Here is a 17011-nt window from a genome sequence, read left to right on the forward strand (position 1 = left end):
CTGTAATGGCGTCAGATTAGAATTGTTATCATTTGATCTGTGCCGGTTTGCCTCTTTGAAATGCCTCGTGGGAGCGTTATGTGCATCGGCATGCGCGCTCCGACTCTCTTCCCGATTCTCCGCGGCCTGGCTGCGGGTGCCCTCCTGGCGACGGCGGGGGCCGCCGCGGCCAAGGAGGTGCCGATCGGTCCGCACGTGACCAAGAACGGCCTCGAGGTCGCGGCCGTCTACCTGCAGCCGATCGAGATGGACCCGCCCGGCATGATGCGCCAAGCCGCGCAGTCGGACCTGCATCTCGAGACCGACATCCGCGCCGCCAAGGACAACCGGAACGGTTTCGCGGAGGGCGATTGGGTGCCGGCCCTCGACGTCCGGTTCGAGGCGGTGAAGCTCGACGGCGACAAGCCCACGGACCAGAAGGTCGCGGGCCAGCTGATGCCGATGGTCGCCAACGACGGCCCGCATTACGGCGACAACGTCAAGCTGTTCGGTCCCGGCCGCTACCGCCTGACGGTCACGGTGGCCCCCCCCGGCAAGGACAGTCACTTCGGCCGCCACGTCGACAAGGAGACCGGGGTCGGCCCCTGGTTCGAGCCCTTCGACGTGACCCAGGACTTCACCTTCGCCGGCGTCGGCAAGAAGGGCGCCTACTGACAAGGCGGGCGCCTCCTGAACCGTAAGGATATCCGTGTCACGCTCGTCGCGCCCCGTCCGCTTCGCCGCCGCGTTCCTCGCCGTCTCCTGCGCGGCTCTCCCCGTGCGCGCCGAGGACATGCCGGTCATCAAGGTGGAGATGCGCGACGGCGTGATCCTGCCGGCGACCATCGAGGTTCCGGCCAACACCCGGTTCAAGCTGGAGATCTCGAATACCGGGCAGTCGCCGGTGGAGTTCGAGAGCACGGAGCTCAAGCGCGAGAAGGCTCTGGCCGCCGGCTCGACCTCGTCGATCGTGTTCCGCACCCTCGATCCCGGCACCTACCAGGTGTTCGACGACTTCCATCCCGAGGCGAAGGCCACCCTGGTGGCCAAGTGAGCGGGTCCCGATGGTGACTGCCCCGACCCTCCTCGCGGAGGCGCCCTCGCGCCGGGACCTGCTCGACGAGCGGCTCGCCCGCTTCGGCGACTGGCTGCGGCAGCACGGTTGGATGATCCGGGCCGTGCAGTGGGTGATCGTCGGCGTCTACGGGGTGCTGGTGATCGTGCCCGCGCTGCTGCCGCTGCCCGACAACACCGCGCATATCTGGACCAACCTGACGCTGGCCGCGCAGTTCGCGTTCTGGGGCATCTGGTGGCCGTTCGTGCTCCTGAGCATGGTGCTGGTCGGCCGGGCCTGGTGCGGCGTGCTCTGCCCCGAGGGCGCCCTGAGCGAGTTCGCCAGCCGCTGGAGCCGGGGCTACGCCGTGCCGCGCTGGATCACGTGGCAGGGCTGGCCGTTCCTGGCGTTCGCCGGCACCACGGTCTACGGGCAGATGACCAGCGTCTACGGCTATCCGAAGCCGGTGCTGGCCGTGCTCGGCGGCTCGACCGTCGCGGCGATCGTCGTGGGCCTGCTCTACGGCCGCAACAAGCGGGTCTGGTGCCGCTACCTCTGCCCGGTCAACGGCGTCTTCGCCGTGCTCTCGAAGCTGGCGCCGGTGAGCTTCCAGGTCGACCGCGCCGCCTGGGCCGCCTCGCCCAAGCCCGCACAGGGCGCCGAGACGTTCAACTGCGCCCCGCTGGTTCCGGTCAAGGTCATGCGCGGCGCGGGCTCCTGCCACATGTGCGGCCGCTGCAGCGGCCATCGCGGCGCGGTGCGCTTGGCCCTGCGTTCGCCCAACCACGAGATCGTCCACGTCGCCGGGAGCGAGCCGAGCCTGGAACAGACCGTGCTGATCCTGTTCGGCATGCTGGCCCTCGCGGTGGGCGCGTTCCAATGGTCGTCGAGCCCGTGGTTCGTCGAGGCCAAGCAGCTGGCCGCCACCTGGCTGATCGAGCACGGGACGACATGGCCGCTGGAGATGTCCGCGCCGTGGTTCATCCTGACGAACTACCCCGACCACAGCGACGTGATGACCCTCCTCGACGGCGGGTTGCTCCTGGCCTACATCGGCGCCGCGACCGTGTTTCTCGGCCTTGCGGTGTCGGGGATCGTGGCGCTCGCGACCGTGGCGCTCGGTGGATGGTCGCTCCGGCGCTTCCATCACCTGACGCAGACGCTGATCCCGGTGGCGGGCTGCGGCGTCTTCCTGGGCCTCTCGGCGCTGACCGTCACGTTCCTGCGCGGCGACGGCATCGTGATCCCGTACGTGTCGGAAATCCGGGCCGCCATGCTGATCGGGGCCGGCCTCTGGAGCGTGTGGCTGGCCTGGCGGGTCGCCGGCCTCGGGGCGGGTGGCCTTCAGCGGGCCGCGGCCACGGCCTGCATCGCCTCCGCGGTGACCCTCTCGGTCGCCAACTGGGTGCTTCTGTTCTGGGTCTGGTAGCGCGGTCCGCGTTCAACTGAGGAGAACGCCATGATCGGCGCGTTCATCATCGCCTTCCGCGAAGTCATCGAGGCGGGCCTGATCATCTCGATCGTGCTGGCGGCCACGCGGGGCATCCCCGGGCGGATGCGCTGGGTCCTGCTGGGCGTCGTCGGCGGCCTCGCCGGGGCCGGCCTCGTGGCGCTGTTCGCGGAAAAGATCTCCGACGCCTTCGAGGGCAGCGGCCAGGACATCCTCAACGCCGCGGTGCTGATCGTCGCGGTGCTGCTGCTGATCTGGCACAACACCTGGATGAGCAAGCACGGGAAGGAGCTCGCGGGCGAATTGCGGGCGGCCGGCGCTGCGGTGCGCTCGGGCGAGCGCGAGGCGGCCGCGCTCTCGATCGTCGTCGGCGCCGCGATCCTGCGCGAGGGCGCCGAACTCGTGCTGTTCCTCTACGGCCTCGTGGCGTCGGGCACCTCGGGCGCGGACATCCAGTTCGGCGCCTTCGCCGGCATCGGCGCCGGGATCCTCCTCTCCGCGGTGACCTATCTCGGCCTCGCCGCGATCCCGAGCCGCTACGTGTTCTCGATCACCAGCGTGCTGATCATCTTCCTCGCCGCAGGGCTCGCCGCGCAGGCGGCCCAGTTCCTGGCCAATGCCGGTGTGGTGGATGTCCTCGGCCAGACCCTGTGGAACAGCTCCGGGGTGATCGCGGAGAATTCCTGGCCGGGCCGGGTGCTGCACGCCCTGGTCGGCTACACCGACCGGCCGACCGCCCTGCAGGGGCTGGTCTATCTCGGCACCATCGCGGTGATGGTCGGGCTGATGCAGTGGAGTTCCGCCGACAAGCGCCGGACGGTGCGCACCGCCTGATGTCCGGGTTCCCAAAGGGCTCAGCCCTTTGGCGGGTCGTCAGGGCAGAGCCCTGTTGATAGACCAGGGCTCCGCCCTCGACCCGCAAAAGGTCCCGACCTTTCGAAACCGCGATCAGGCGCCCGTCGCTACCGGGCGTGCCGTGTCGGCGCCCCATTCGGACCAGGAGCCGTCGTAGAGGCCCCGGGCGGGCTGGCCCAGGGTCTCCAGTGCCAGTGCGATGATCGCCGCGGTCACGCCGGAACCGCAGGTGGTCACGATCGGCCGGTCGGGATCGATGCCGGCCTCTGCGAACACGTTCTCCAATTCCTCCGGGCTCTTCAGCCGGCCGTCCCGTTGAAGCGACGCGTAGTGCAGGTTGTGCGCGCCGGGCATGTGCCCGGGCCGTACGCCCGGCCGCGGTTCCGGCTCCTCGCCGCGGAAGCGGGTGGCCGAGCGGGCGTCGACCACCTGGGCCGAGCCGGTCTCCAGGGCCCGGGCGACGTCGTTGGCGTCCGCCACGGCGCCGTGGTCGAGCCGGGCGGTGAAGTGGCGCCGCTCGCGCGGGGCCGGGTCGCCGTCCTCGGGGGCGTAGCCCGCGGCGATCCAGGCCGGCAGGCCGCCATCCAGCACCAGCGCGTCGCGCACCCCGTAGGTCTTGAGCATCCACCAGACCCGCGGCGCCGAGAACAGGCCCTGGCCGTCATAGACGACGATCTGCATGCCGTCGCCGACGCCCAGCGCCCGCATCCGCGAGGCGAACACGTCGGAGCGCGGCAGCATGTGCGGCAGGCTGGATTCGGTGTCGCTCATGGCGTCGAGGTCGAAGCGCAGAGCCCCCGGGATGTGCGCGGCCCGATACTCGGCCGCGGCGTCGCGACCGGCGGCGGGCAGGTACCACGAGGCGTCGAGCACCACGATGTCGGGCGCCGCGAGGCGCTCGTGCAGCCATTCGGGGGTGACGAGGGGCGGGTGGGCCATAATCCGTTATCCGGCTCTGTTCGCGCGAGGGGCCACCAAACCACAGGCCGGAGCCTGTTGCACGCCCGGTCGCCGGCCGGAGACTTCGCGGTCGGACGGTTTCGTCAGGCCCCCGGGGGGACCGGCGCGGGGCCGCAATCCCGCGGCCAGCTACGCACCCGGCACCGTGGTCCGATGCAGCGAATGCACGCTGGTCTTGTTTTCAATCGTTGTAACCCCAGTTACGACAACACGATGACGCTCACCGCGCCAGCCGTCGAGGCCGGCTCGGGCGGGTCGCCCCCGATGCCGTTCCGCGAGACGCCAGTCCCGGACACGCGAGACGGGGCCGCCGCCTGAAGGAGGAGCGTTCGATCCTCCCTCTCTGCCGAGGCGCCCGCGCCGACCGTGCAGCCTGCTTATTGAGCCGATCACCCCCATGAATCAACTCGTCCGCATGTCTCAGATCGGTGATGCCGAGGGCGTCCAGGAGCCGTCGGCGGACCTGCGCGTGCCCTTCGCGCAATCCGGTGCCTTCGTGTGCAAGTACATCATCGGCGAGCCGAACGACCGCGCCGTCTGCTGCGGCGCGCCGGTCTCAGACGGCAAGAGCTGGTGCGCGTTCCACCGGCGCATCGTGTTCGAGCCGACCCGTCCCGGCCGTATCCGCTGAGCGTCTGATCGATCAGGTTCCGCGCTGGCCGTCACTGCGTCCGCATGACCTGGATGACGGCGGGCGTGATGATGACGACGAACAGCACCGGCAGGAAGAACAGGATCATCGGCACAGTCAGCTTGGGTGGCAGGCTGGCCGCCTTCTTCTCCGCGTCGTTCATGCGCTGGTCGCGGCTCTCCTGGCTCAGCACTCGGAGCGCCTGGCCGATCGGCGTGCCGTAGCGCTCGGCCTGGATCAGGGCGGTCGCGACCGACTTGACCGGCTCCAGCCCGGTGCGCAGCGACAGGTTCTCGTAGGCCTGCCGCCTGTCGGGCAGGAACGACATCTCGGCCGTCATCAGGGCGAGTTCCTCGGCCAGCACCACCGAGGACGTGGCGATCTCGGTGCTGACCTTCCGGAACGCGTTCTCGACCGCCATCCCCGATTCGACGCAGATCAGCGTCAGGTCGAGGGCATCCGGCCAGGCCCGCTTGATCTCGGCCTGCCGCTTCTTGGCGGTGTTGACCAGGAACAGCTCCGGCGCCTTGATGCCGATATAGGCCGCGCCGATCACCATCCCGATCCGCATCAGGTAGGTGGCGTCGATCGCCTCGAGCACGAACAGGTAGAATACGGCCGCGATCACCGAGGCCACCGGGACGATCAGGCGGAAGAACAGGAACGTCGTCTCGGCGCCCTGGCCGCGATAGCCCGCCATCATCAGCTTGCGCTTGGCGGTATCGGTGCCGAGCCAGCGGTGCAGCTGATACCGGTCGACGATGGACTTCATGTAGGCCTTGGGCGCCACGCGCAGGGTCGCCCGGTCGTTCGGCCGGGCCCGGTCCGCCTGGCGCTCCCGCCGCCGGATGAGCTCGCGCTCGTCGCTGACGATCTTCATCCGCTTGGCGAGCTTGTCCGACTCGAAGAAGGGCTGTGCCACCGCGAAGGCGGTCGCGCCCGCCGCGACGGCGGTCAGCAGCGTGCCCATGAAGCGGGGATCGAACAGCTTCTCCGCGATGGCGTCGATCATGGGACGGGATCCGGATCCAACGGGGCTCAGAAGTCGAAGGCGATCATCTTCTTGATCGTGAAGACGCCGATCGACATCCAGATCGCCGCCCCCACCAGCGCGATCGTGCCGACATCCGTCGTCCAGAGCAGCGAGATGTAATCCGGGCTGGTGAGCGTGGTGATGCCCGCCACGCCGAAGGGCAGGCACGCGATGATCGAGGCCGAGGCCTTGGCTTCCATGCTCATCGCCTGGACCTTGCCGCGCATCTTGGCCCGGTCGCGCAGCACCACCGAGAGGTTGTTCAACGCCTCCGACAGGTTGCCGCCCGATTGCTGCTGGATGTTGATCACGATCGCGAAGAAGTTGACCTCGGCGGTCGGCACCCGCTCGAACAGGCGCGAGACCGCCTCGCCGAGCGAGAGACCCATCGCCTGGGTCTCGATCACCGTCCGGAACTCGCTGCGCACTGGCTCCTCGGCCTCGCGCGAGACCATGCGGAAGCAGTCGCCGACGGGGATGCCGGTGCGGATGCCGCGCACCACCACGTCCACCGCGTTGGGCAACTCCTTGTTGAACTTCGCGATGCGCCGGAGCCGCAGGTGGCGCAGCAGCCAGGCGGGGACGCCGAAGCCCCCCGCGAAGGCAGCGCCGGCCGCCGCCACCGGGCTGTCCGTGACGATGAACAGCAGCAGGCCGAGGATCGCGGCGCAGCCCCCCGAGACCGTGTAGAAGGTCCGCTTGGTCCAGCTCAGGCCGGCGCGGGCGAGCTTCAGCTCCAGCGTCGCCGTGTTGGCGTTCTTGGCCTTCGCCTCGATCTCGCTCAGCGTCTTGGCGACCTGCTCCCGCCGGTTGACCGCGACCCCGCGCACCGCCGCCCCGGAGGCCGTGACGCCGATCGACTTCAACCGCTTGCTCGCCCGGCGCTGACCGCCGAGCAGCGGCAGCACCGCCACGTAGGCCACGGCGGCCACGGCGATGCCGATCAGGCCGGCGGCGAGCGGGAGCTGGGACGAATCCGCCATGGTCACGCCCCGTCGACGATCTCGGCGGCGTCGAGCGCCTCACCGAGCCGGCGGTCGAGGCCGTAGTAGCGGGCGCGCTCCCAGAATTTCGGCCGGCCGACGCCGGTGGAGCGATGGCGCCCGATCAGCTTGCCGTTCGGGTCCTCGCCGACGATGTCGTAGAGGAAGATGTCCTGCGTGGTGATGACGTCGCCCTCCATCCCCAGCACCTCGGTGATGTGGGTGATGCGGCGGGAGCCGTCGCGCAGGCGCATGGCCTGGATTACCACGTCGATCGAGCCGCAGATCATCTCGCGCAGGGTCTTCGACGGCAGCGTGAACCCGCCCATCGAGATCATCGACTCGATGCGCGACAGGCATTCGCGCGGGCTGTTGGCGTGGAGCGTGCCCATCGAGCCGTCATGGCCGGTGTTCATCGCCTGCAGCAGGTCGAAGGCCTCGGGGCCGCGGACCTCGCCGACGATGATCCGCTCGGGCCGCATGCGCAGGCAGTTCTTGACGAGGTCGCGCATGGTGACCTGTCCCTGGCCCTCCATGTTGGGCGGGCGCGTCTCCAGGCGGACGACGTGGGGCTGCTGGAGCTGCAGCTCCGCCGCGTCCTCGCAGGTGATGACCCGCTCGTCGTGCTCGATGAAGGCCGTGAGGCAGTTCAGCAGCGTGGTCTTGCCCGAGCCGGTGCCACCCGAGATGACCACGTTGCAGCGCGACTGGCCGATGATCTTCAGGACCTCGGCACCCTCCGGGGAGATCGCCCCGAAGCGCACGAGCTGTTCGAGGGTCAGCTTGTCCTTCTTGAACTTGCGGATCGTGAGCGCCGGTCCGTCGATGGACAGCGGCGGTGCGATGACGTTGACGCGGGAGCCGTCCGGCAGGCGCGCGTCGCAGATCGGCGAGGCGTCGTCGACCCGGCGGCCGACTTGGCTGACGATCCGCTGGCAGATGTTCATCAGCTGCTGGTTGTCGCGGAAGCGGACATTGGTCAGCTGGATCTTGCCGTCGACCTCGATGAAGGTCCGGTTGGCGCCGTTGACCATGATGTCGGCGATATCGTCGCGGGCGAGCAGCGGCTCCAGCGGGCCGTAGCCGAGCACGTCGTTGCAGATGTCGTCGAGCAACTCTTCCTGCTCGGCGATCGACAGGACGATGTTCTTGAGCCCGATGATCTCCGTGACGATGTCGCGGATCTCCTCACGGGCGGTCTCGGCGTCGAGGCGCGAGAGCTGCGTGAGGTCGATCGCCTCGATCAGGGCGCCGAAGATCAGGCTCTTGGTCCGGTAATAATCCTCGGAGCGCGGGTTCTCGACCGCCACCGGGGCGGCGGGCTTGGGCGGCGGCTTGGGCGGCGGGGCGGAGTCGCGCAGCACCGGCGCCGTCGGCACGGCGGCCCGCGCGTGCGGGACCGGTGCGGGCGCCGTCGGGGCGGCTCCGGATTGTCGCCTACCAAACATGGGTCAGCTCCAAGGCGCCCGCGCGTGGCATCGTCCCGGCGACGGTCTCGCGCATCACGAGGCCTTGCGGCCGGCGAGCTTGGCCAGCAGCGGCTCCAGCAGGCTCGACTTGCTGCGCCGGGTCTCCGGGCGCCCGAGGGTGACCGCCGCCAGGTCGTTGAACAGCTCCGCCACCTTCGAGCCGGCCTGGATCTCGGCGATCATCTGGCCGTTGTTGGCAGCGGTGCCGAACAGGGTCGGCTCAAACGGGATCGTGGCCGCGATCGGCGCGTCCAGGGCCTTGGCGAACTCGGCCGTGCCGATCTCCGGCCGCTTGGCCATGCCGACGCCGTTGAGCAGGATCCGGGGCGGCTGGTCGTTCGGGCGACCGTGCTTGAGCGCCCCGAGCAGGTTCTTGGCGTTGCGCAGGCAGGCGAGGTCGGGCCCGGCGACGATCAGGATCTCGTCGGCCGCGGTGAGCACGCGCTTCGACCACGCGTTCCACTGGTGCGGGATGTCGAGGACGACGCAGGGCACGCTGGCGCGCAGGTACTCGATCAGGGAATCGAAGGCCGGCTCGGACAGGTCGATGGTCCGGTCGAGGCTCGCCGGGGCCGAGAGCAGGCTCAGGTTGTCGCTGCACTTCGACAGCAGCCGCTCGACCAGGGCTGAATCCAGGCGCTCGGGGGCGAATACCGCCTCGGCGATGCCCTGCGGCGGGTCCTGGTTGAAGTTGAGCGAGGCGGTGCCGAAGGCGATGTCGAGGTCGGCGATTACGGTCTGGACGCCCTGGTTGCGGGCGACCGACCAGGCGAAGTTGTGCGCCACCGTGGAGGCCCCGATGCCGCCCTTGACGCCGTAGACCGCCACGGTGCGGCCCACCGGTTTGACGCCCGGCGCCGTGAACAGGTCGGAGATCGCCGCGATCAGGGTCAGCGGATCCACCGGCGCCATCAGGTAGTCGGAGACGCCGCGCTGGATCAGCTGCCGGTACAGGGTCACGTCGTTGACGTGGCCGATCACCAGGACGCGGGTGCCCTCGTCGCAGACTTCGGCCAGGGCATCGAGGCACTCGACCGGCTTCGAGCGCACGCCCTGCGTCTCGATGACGACGACGTTGGGGGTCGGCGCGTGCCGGTAGGCCTCGATCGCGGCGGCACCGCCGCCCATGCGGACCTTGACCTGGGCCTTCTGCATGCGCCGGTCGAGGGCTGCGCCCTCGATCATCGCGGCGGTCTCGCCGGTCTCGCAGAAGGCCTGGATCGTGATCCGGGGCACCGGGGCGATCGTGCGCTCGGATGTCTCGGACGGGTCCGCCATGACGGCACTTTCGGGTTCGTGGTCGAGTCGCGGCGTCGGGGACCAGGGGGCGCGCACCGTTCGTCCTAGTTGGTGACTTGGGACTTGACGGCGTTGGTCCCATCTTGCCGCCATGTGGTTGACGGATCCTTGCCTTCCCGCAACTGGCCGATGTCCCGGACGCGCTTGACCGTGTCGATCCGGCCCTCCGGCCGGCCGCGCACCAAGTCGACGGGATCGGCCACCTGGGCGGCGAGCGTGGCCTGGGTGGCGCAACCGAGATTCCAGCTCGGGCGGTTGCCGTAATCGGACGCGAAGTTCGAGGTGCCGAGATCCTGGGGCCATAATCCGCACTGGTCGGCGACCTTGGCCTGCATGCGCTGGAAGCTTAGGCGGATCGGCGCGGCGAGGCCGGGGGCCGCGACCGGATAGGCCGACAGGGTGACCTCGCGGGCGCCGACGCCGTCCTCGGTGCCGCGCCGGCTCAAGGCCGCGGCCGTGCGCTCCACGGCGGCGGCCTGCGCCGGCGGCAGGCCCCGGGGCACCTCCATCAGGATCCCGCCGCGGCCGTAGCGGCGGTATTCCAGCATGAAGGCGTCGATGTCGCCGGCCTGGCGCGGGTCGAGATGGCCCGGCCCGGTGGCGAACACGTCGAGACTGCGGGTGCCGTCGGCCAGGACGATCGGGTGGCGCGCCCGGTAATCCGACAGGTCGATACCCCCGGTGGTGGCGGGCTCGCCCTTGCAGGCGGCGGCCAGCAATCCGAGCGCGCAGGCGGCCAGGAGGTTGGACTGGGCGGGCAGGGAACGTCGGGGCAGGGAACGTCGGGTCATGGATCCGGTCCTGGAAGCGGGGCGCTACTCGACGATGAAGCCGACGCGGCCACGATAGGTGCGCCCGAGAGGGGCGGCGCCGACCTTGCCGTAGAGGCGGTTGACCTGCCCGAGCAGCACCGCCTGCCCGTCGGTGGCGTCGACGAAGTTGTCGTCGGGCCGGGTCACCTGCTTGGGCTCCATCGCTCGGGCGATGAACGGGGTGCACATGATCATCAGCTCGGTCTCCATGCGCTGGTAGTCCCGGGACCGGAACAGCGCGCCGAGGATCGGCAAGTTCACCAGGCCGGGCAGGCCGGTGATCGCCTGCTTGTTGACCTGCTGGATCAGGCCGGCGGTCATCATCACGCCGCCCGACGGCAGCTCGACCGTGGTCTCGGAGCGGCGCACCCGGGTGCCCGGGATGGCGGTGGTGACGCCGTCGTTCGTGTAGTTGAAGCTGTTCTGTGGATCGATCTCGGTCACATCGGTGGCGACGCGGATCGATATGCGGTTGTCGGCCAGAACAACGGGGGTGAAGCTCAACGCCACACCGTAGGGCTTGAAGGTGATCCCCGGCGCAGAACAGATGCCGCCGACACAGCTCGATGCCGCGGAGGGTACCGGAAACTCGCCGCCGGCCAAGAACTTCGCCGCCTCACCGGAGATCGCGGTCAGCGTGGGCTCCGCCAGAACCCGTGAGACACCGGCCTGCTCGAAGGCCTTGAGGGTTGCCTGCAGCGAGAAGCCGGCGCCTTGGACCGAGGCCTGGATCTGGTTGCCGGTGGGTGTCGTTCCGCCCGTGATCGGGAATGGCAGGTTGTTGGTCAGGGCCGGCGACGCCGCCGAGCCGAGCGGATTCAACGCCGACCAATTGCCGGTCATGTTGATCCCGAACTGCTTCAGTACGGTGCGGGACACCTCGACCACGGTGACGCGCAGCATCACCTGGTCCTTGTTGCGGATCGTCAGGTTGTTGATCACCGCGCCCCGCGCCCCGGCCGAGACGCCGCCGCTCGGCGCACCGGTGGCGGCCGCGGCCCCGCCCAGGCCGACGAAGGCGTTGGCGATGTCGATCGCCTGCTGGGCGTCCGAGGAGGAGTTGACCGAGCCCGACAGCAGCACCGAGGCGCCCGACGAGCGCACGTCGAAGCGACCGCCCGGGATGCTCTGGCCGAGCAGTTCGCGCAAAGTCCCGAGGTTCAGGTCCCGGGCCACGGTCACGTCGAGGGCGGCGATCTGGCGGCCCTCGACGTCGAGGATGAAGATCGAGGTCGCGCCGTCGGCCATGCCGATCACGAACACCTTCCGGGTCGAGCGGACCACCGCGTTGGCCACCGCCGGGTTGGCGACGAACACCTCCTTGGCGTCCCGCGGCAGGTCGACGATCACCGAGCGGCCCGCGGTCAGCTCGACCCGGCGGGACGAGGCGGCCTCCGCCGACCCGACGGTGAGCACCGGCGCGGGCCCGAGCGTCGGCCGCCCCTGCCCGAGGGCGGGGCCCCCGGCCACCAGGGCGAGCAGCGCGAGGACGCGCGCCGGGCGGAGGAGGGTCGGCAGGTCGGTCATGGGGGTCACGGCGTCTGCTGCCGCGCGACGCCGAAGCGCACGACGGTCAATCCGGGTTCGGGCGTCTGCGCCATCGCGGCCTCGCCCGGATGGGCTTCGACCGGCTGGGCCTCGGGGGGGCGTCCCGCATCCGCGAGGCTGCGCAGCGACAGCGACAGCGTGCCGACCTTCTGGGCGAGCGTCAGCGTCTCGGCCTGGGCGGGGGTGACGGCGAGCGTGGCGGTCTCGCCGGTGACGACGTTGGTGCCGTTCTTCTCCTGGATCAGCTGACCGATCGCGAGGACGCGGATATCGGTCAGGATCGTCTGGGAGAGCTGCACCTCGCTGTTGTTGGCGCGCGAGTTCGCGTCGTCGCGAAAGGTGCGGATCACGTCGATGCGGTCGTTGGGCAGGATGAAGCCGCCGGCGGAGTTGGTGCCGCGGCTGTCGGTGACGATGGCGACCGCGCGCATCCCGGAGGGCAGGATCGCGGCCATGAACCCGCTGTCGGGCCGGACCAGCTTCTGCGCCCGGATCGGCTCGCCGGCGAGGAAGCCCGAACGCACGGAGGCGCCGACCGTCTCGTCCAGCGCCTTCGCGTTGTCCTTGCGGCTGATGTAGCCGGTCGTCATGGCGGCATCCGGCCAGGGCTGCCAGCGCAGGTCCGCGGCCCGCAGCACCTGGCCCATGGGCATGTCGGCGGCGGCCACCAGCACCTCGGTCGTCGGGGCCGGCGGCGGTTGCTCGGCCTTCGGGGCCGGCGGCGGCGGAGGCGGGTCGCCGCCGCTCATCAGGAAGGCCGCCCCGCTGCCCGCTGCGAGGGCGATGCCGAGGACGGCGAGACGGGCTGGATTCATCGCATCGCCACGCGCCGGAGACGGCCGAATTGCCGTCCATCCCCGGACCCTGGGGGGCCATTCGTGTACTTATGGTTAAGGTATTATAACTGCGCCGGTCGGATACGGTCCGGAAACGGGGCGGTTGCCGGGCCTGTCACAACCGGCGCGATCTCTCACCTGCGGCCCAATCCTGGCCGTGGCGCAGCATCCGCGGCTGCAATAGTCTTCGCCCGAACCCGCGTCAGAATCGGGTGCTCGGATCATCCGGGCAAAACATGCCGGGGAGTGACATGATCAGGACATTTGGCGGTGCGGTGCTGGTCACCGCCCTGGCTCTGGGCTCGGGCCCGGCGGCCGCCCAGGGTGCCGCGGCCGGCGCCTTCTCGGGCAACGCGCTGCGCATCGGCGTGCTCAACGATCAGTCCGGCCTCTATGCCCAGTTCGGCGGCCAGGGCTCCGTGGAGGCCGCCCGCATGGCGGTGGAGGATTTCGGCGGCAAGATCGACGGCGTGCCGATCGAGATCCTCGCGGCCGACCACCAGAACAAGCCGGACATCGCCTCGGGCATCGCCCGGCAATGGTACGACCGCGACGGCGTCGACGCGATCATGGAATTGACCACCTCGTCGGTGGCGCTGGCGGTCCAGGGCCTGTCCCGCGAGAAGAAGAAGATCACGATCACCACCGGGGCGGCCTCCAGCGACCTCACCGGCAAGGCGTGCACGCCCTACGGCTACCACTGGGCCTACGACACCCGGGCGCTGGCGGTCGGCACAGGCGGCGCGCTGACCCGGGCCGGCGGCGACACCTGGTTCTTCCTCACCGCCGACTACGCCTTCGGCTCGGCTCTGGAGGCCGATACCAGCCGCGTCGTGCTGGCCAACAACGGCAAGGTGCTAGGCAGCGTCCGCCACCCGCTCTCGAACCAGGACTTCTCCTCGTTCCTGCTTCAGGCGCAGGGCTCGAAGGCCAAGGTGATCGGGCTCGCCAATGCCGGGCTGGACACCTCCAACGCGATCAAGCAGGCGGCCGAGTACGGCATCGTCGAGGGCGGCCAGAAGCTCGCGGCCCTGCTGTTCACCCTCTCGGAGGTGGAGGGGCTCGGCCTCAAGGTCGCGCAGGGCCTGACCCTGACCGAGGGCTGGTACTGGGATGCCAACGACGAGACCCGCGCCTTCGGCCAGCGCTACATGAAGCGCACCGGCCGGATGCCCAACATGATCCAGGCCGGCACCTACTCGGCCGTGCTGTCCTACCTGAAGGCCGTCAAGGCCGCCGGCACCGACGAGACCGAGGCGGTCAACGCCAAGCTCAAGGCGCTCCCGGTGGACGACGTGTTCGCCCACGGCGGCACGGTGCAGCCGAACGGCCGCATGGTGCACGACATGTACCTGTTCGAGGTCAAGAAGCCGGCCGAGTCGAAGGGCCCGTGGGACCTCTACAAGCAACTCGCGACCATCCCGGGCAAGGAAGCCTACGCGAGCCCGGCCGAGAGCGGCTGCCCGCTGACGGCGGCGGCAAAGTAATAGGCGCTCTTATCGTGAGGCGAGGGCCGTCAAGGATTTGAAGGCCCTTGCTCTTGCAGAACGCGACGCGCTCCCTTCCCCGCACGGGCTACGATATTCTCACATCGCTGCCGGATTTGGGCCAAGGCTAACCCCAGACGCGTCTCCCTCCCCCCTCTGCGGGGGAGGGTGGGCCGGCCGTCAGGCCGGGTCGGGAGAGGGGAACCCGGCTTCCGGAAGAAGGCCGCGCAGGGGTGAAGGCCGGCGCTTTCTCCTGCACCGTCGCTCCCCTCTCCCGACCCCCTTCGGGGGCCACCCTCCCCCGCAAAGGGGGAGGGGGAGCCGCGGTGTCTCCCGTGTGTTCTGCCGACCCGATGTGTGAATCCACAAGCTCGTACGGGCGAGGAGACCAGCGCTTTTCACCAGCGACGATTAGGCCGCCCAGACCCGCCGGTACAGCGCCTGGATCTCCTCCGCGCTCGGCTCGACCGGGTTGTTGGCGGGGGACCCGGAGGCGAGCGCCTGCGCGGCCATGGTCGGGATCAGGGCCTCCCAGCGGGCCGGGTCGATCCCGTATTCCCGGGGTCCGGGCACGTCGAGGTCGTCGTTAAGGGCTTCGAGTTCCGCCACCAGGGCGTTGACGGCGGCCCGGTCGTCGCCGTCGAGGCCGGGGATGCCCATGGCCCGGGCGCAGGCGGCGTAGCGCGCCACCGCGGCGGGGGCCGAGAAGGCCGTCACCACCGGCAGCAGCATCGCGTTCGAGAGCCCGTGGGCCACGTGGAAATGTGCGCCGATCGGCCGGCTCATGCCGTGGACCAGCGCCACCGACGCGTTCGAGAAGGCGATGCCGGCCTGGGTCGCGCCGAGCATCATCGCCTCCCGGGCCGCCCGGTCGCTGGGGTCGGTCCAGACCCGGCGCAGGTTCGGCGCGATCAGGCGCATCGCCTGGAGCGCGAGCCCGTCCGAGAACAGGTTGGATTTGCGCGAGACGTAGGCCTCGATGGCGTGGGTCAGCGCATCGATGCCGGTGTCGGCGGAGAGGCGCTTGGGCTTGGTCAGGGTCAGTTCGTAGTCGACCAGCGCGGCCACCGGCAGGTAGGCCAGCCCGATGCAGAGCATCTTCTCGTCCGAGGTCTCGTCGGTGACGATGGTGAAGCGGGTCGCCTCCGAGCCGGTGCCGGCCGTGGTGGGGATCGCCACGATCGGCAGGCCGGGCTCATCCTGCAGGCGGGGCGCCTTGTAGTCGCGCATGTGGCCCCCATGGCGGGCGAGCACCGCCACCGCCTTCGCGGTGTCCATCGGGCTGCCGCCGCCGAAGCCGACCACGCAGTCGAAGTCGCCGGCCTTGAGCGCGGCGAGCGCCGCCTCCACGGAAGCCACGGTCGGGTCCGGCACGGTCTCGGAGAAGATCGTTCCGCGGGCACCCGCGCTGGCGAGCCGTTCGAGCAGCGTGTCGGTGCGGCCGCTGCTGACGAGATAGGGGTCGGTGACCACGAAGGGGCGGGACAGGCCGAGCTGGCCCAGGATCTCCGGCAGCAGCCGCGAGGCGCCGGCGCCGATGCGCATCAGCCGCGGCAGGGCGATCGAGGCAACCATGTTATTGATCCTTGGCTTAGAGACGGTTCGGGCCTTCCGGTAACTGTCGATCTTAGGACTTGGGCCGCCGCCGCGAAACCGCCGGCGCTTACACGGACGGCCCGGCGAACAGCGCGCCCGCCGCCTCGACCTCGCCGGCGATGAAGCCCGCCACCGCCCGGATATGGGCCGCCTTCCGGTGGTCCTCGTGGATGTGCATGTGGAACGAGCGGGTCAGCGACACCGCCCCGGGCAGGACCGGCGCCAGCCCGGGATGGGCCGCCGCGATGAAGGCCGGCAGGATGCACAAGCCGGCGCCGTTCAGCGTCGCGTGGACCTGGGCGAGCAGGTTGGTCGAGCGCAGCCGCGCCGAGACCGCCGTCTCGAGCGCGCCGAGATAGTTCAGCTCGCGCGCGAACAGCATGTCCTCGATATAGCCGACGAACGGATGCGCCGTGAGGTCCGGGATGCCGGCGATCGCGGGCGCTGCCGTGAGGTAAGCCTCGGATCCGTAGACGAACAGCCGGTAATCGGTGAGGCGGCGCGCCACCACCCGGGCCTGCTGCGGGGTCGACAGCCCGATGACGATGTCGGCCTCGCGCTTCGACAGGCTGAAGATCCGGGCTGTGGCCATGATCTCGACCTCCAGCCCCGGGTGACGCTCGGTCAGCCGGTGCATCCGCGAGGCCAGGAACACGCTGCCGAACCCGTCCGGGGCCCCGATCCGCACGGTGCCGGAGACGGATTGCGCGCCGGCCTCCGTGGCGGCGCTGGCGGACAGGAAGGCGCTCTCCATGGCCTCGGCCACGGCCATCAGGTTGGCGCCGTCCTCGGTGAGCGCGTAGCCGACGTTGCTGCGGTGGAACAGGCGGGCGCCGAGGCCTTCCTCCAGCGCGCGGATCCGACGCCCCACGGTGGTGTGCTCGGTGCCGGTCCGGGTCGCGGCGGCGCTCAGGGTGCCGGTGCGCGCCACCGCCAGGAAGAAGCGCAGATCGTCCCAGTTGCGTCCGGCCCGGCTCATGGTCGCAAACCCGCTGTGCATCGATGCACGACGGATGTAA

The 17011-nt window shown here is 70.0% G+C and carries 16 protein-coding genes; 6 read left to right on the forward strand and 10 right to left on the reverse strand.

The features are described 5' to 3' along the window. The first annotated feature begins 90 nt into the window (after positions 1-90). The 4 genes from ACYQPG_RS07025 to ACYQPG_RS07040 are packed head-to-tail and all read left to right on the forward strand — an operon-like array spanning position 91 to position 3317. Positions 91-654, forward strand: coding sequence for an iron transporter (locus ACYQPG_RS07025; protein WP_210248937.1), 564 nt, complete (start codon positions 91-93; stop codon positions 652-654). Positions 655-688: 34 nt separating this feature from the next. Continuing rightward, positions 689-1033: a cupredoxin domain-containing protein gene (locus ACYQPG_RS07030; RefSeq protein ID WP_461230610.1), complete on the forward strand. Its 345-nt coding sequence runs from the start codon at positions 689-691 to the stop codon at positions 1031-1033. Between the two features lie 10 nt (positions 1034-1043). Beyond that, the gene (locus ACYQPG_RS07035) at positions 1044-2462 is read left to right on the forward strand and encodes a 4Fe-4S binding protein (RefSeq protein WP_461230612.1); all 1419 of its coding nucleotides are present in this window, start codon (positions 1044-1046) and stop codon (positions 2460-2462) included. Between the two features lie 30 nt (positions 2463-2492). After that, positions 2493-3317: an FTR1 family iron permease gene (locus tag ACYQPG_RS07040; RefSeq protein WP_147854223.1), complete on the forward strand. Its 825-nt coding sequence runs from the start codon at positions 2493-2495 to the stop codon at positions 3315-3317. Between the two features lie 114 nt (positions 3318-3431). Here ACYQPG_RS07040 and sseA read toward each other — a convergent pair whose 3' ends face one another. Further along, positions 3432-4277 carry a 3-mercaptopyruvate sulfurtransferase gene (gene sseA, locus ACYQPG_RS07045; protein ID WP_461230613.1) on the reverse strand — a complete coding sequence of 282 codons (846 nt, stop codon included), beginning with the start codon at positions 4275-4277 and terminating at the stop codon, positions 3432-3434. 418 nt (positions 4278-4695) lie between these two features. Between sseA and ACYQPG_RS07050 the strand changes: the two genes are divergently transcribed. Beyond that, positions 4696-4929, forward strand: coding sequence for a GcrA family cell cycle regulator (locus ACYQPG_RS07050; RefSeq protein WP_147856381.1), 234 nt, complete (start codon positions 4696-4698; stop codon positions 4927-4929). Between the two features lie 31 nt (positions 4930-4960). On the opposite strand, the gene ACYQPG_RS07055 is transcribed toward ACYQPG_RS07050, so the two are convergent. The 7 genes from ACYQPG_RS07055 to cpaB all read right to left on the reverse strand — a co-directional run bounded on the left by ACYQPG_RS07055 (position 4961) and on the right by cpaB (position 12888). Next, positions 4961-5941 carry a type II secretion system F family protein gene (locus ACYQPG_RS07055; protein WP_147909266.1) on the reverse strand — a complete coding sequence of 327 codons (981 nt, stop codon included), beginning with the start codon at positions 5939-5941 and terminating at the stop codon, positions 4961-4963. A gap of 26 nt (positions 5942-5967) precedes the next feature. Continuing rightward, on the reverse strand, positions 5968-6945 hold the full coding sequence (locus ACYQPG_RS07060) for a type II secretion system F family protein (RefSeq protein WP_147940653.1): 978 nt from the start codon (positions 6943-6945) through the stop codon (positions 5968-5970). A 2-nt stretch (positions 6946-6947) separates the two neighbouring features. After that, entirely contained in the window at positions 6948-8393 is a 1446-nt protein-coding gene (locus ACYQPG_RS07065) for a CpaF family protein (RefSeq protein ID WP_461230614.1), read from the reverse strand. Between the two features lie 54 nt (positions 8394-8447). Continuing rightward, entirely contained in the window at positions 8448-9692 is a 1245-nt protein-coding gene (locus ACYQPG_RS07070; protein ID WP_147909263.1) for an AAA family ATPase, read from the reverse strand. Positions 9693-9757: 65 nt separating this feature from the next. Continuing rightward, positions 9758-10504 (reverse strand): CpaD family pilus assembly protein, encoded by a 747-nt coding sequence (locus ACYQPG_RS07075; RefSeq protein WP_147940651.1) that lies wholly within the window; start codon positions 10502-10504, stop codon positions 9758-9760. 24 nt (positions 10505-10528) lie between these two features. Next, on the reverse strand, positions 10529-12052 hold the full coding sequence (locus tag ACYQPG_RS07080) for a type II and III secretion system protein family protein (protein WP_461230615.1): 1524 nt from the start codon (positions 12050-12052) through the stop codon (positions 10529-10531). Positions 12053-12057: 5 nt separating this feature from the next. Then, a complete protein-coding gene (gene cpaB, locus ACYQPG_RS07085) occupies positions 12058-12888 on the reverse strand; it encodes a Flp pilus assembly protein CpaB (protein WP_461230616.1) in 831 nt (276 codons plus the stop codon). A 296-nt stretch (positions 12889-13184) separates the two neighbouring features. Between cpaB and ACYQPG_RS07090 the strand changes: the two genes are divergently transcribed. Next, entirely contained in the window at positions 13185-14396 is a 1212-nt protein-coding gene (locus ACYQPG_RS07090; RefSeq protein WP_461232430.1) for an ABC transporter substrate-binding protein, read from the forward strand. Between the two features lie 411 nt (positions 14397-14807). On the opposite strand, the gene ACYQPG_RS07095 is transcribed toward ACYQPG_RS07090, so the two are convergent. Together ACYQPG_RS07095 and ACYQPG_RS07100 are read right to left on the reverse strand one after the other, a co-directional pair. Beyond that, positions 14808-15971, reverse strand: coding sequence for an iron-containing alcohol dehydrogenase (locus tag ACYQPG_RS07095; RefSeq protein ID WP_461230617.1), 1164 nt, complete (start codon positions 15969-15971; stop codon positions 14808-14810). Positions 15972-16059: 88 nt separating this feature from the next. After that, positions 16060-16971, reverse strand: a complete 912-nt coding sequence (locus ACYQPG_RS07100; protein ID WP_461230618.1) for a LysR family transcriptional regulator — start codon at positions 16969-16971, stop codon at positions 16060-16062. Positions 16972-17011: the final 40 nt, after the last annotated feature.

Source organism: Methylobacterium sp. CM6246 (genome assembly GCF_054818005.1).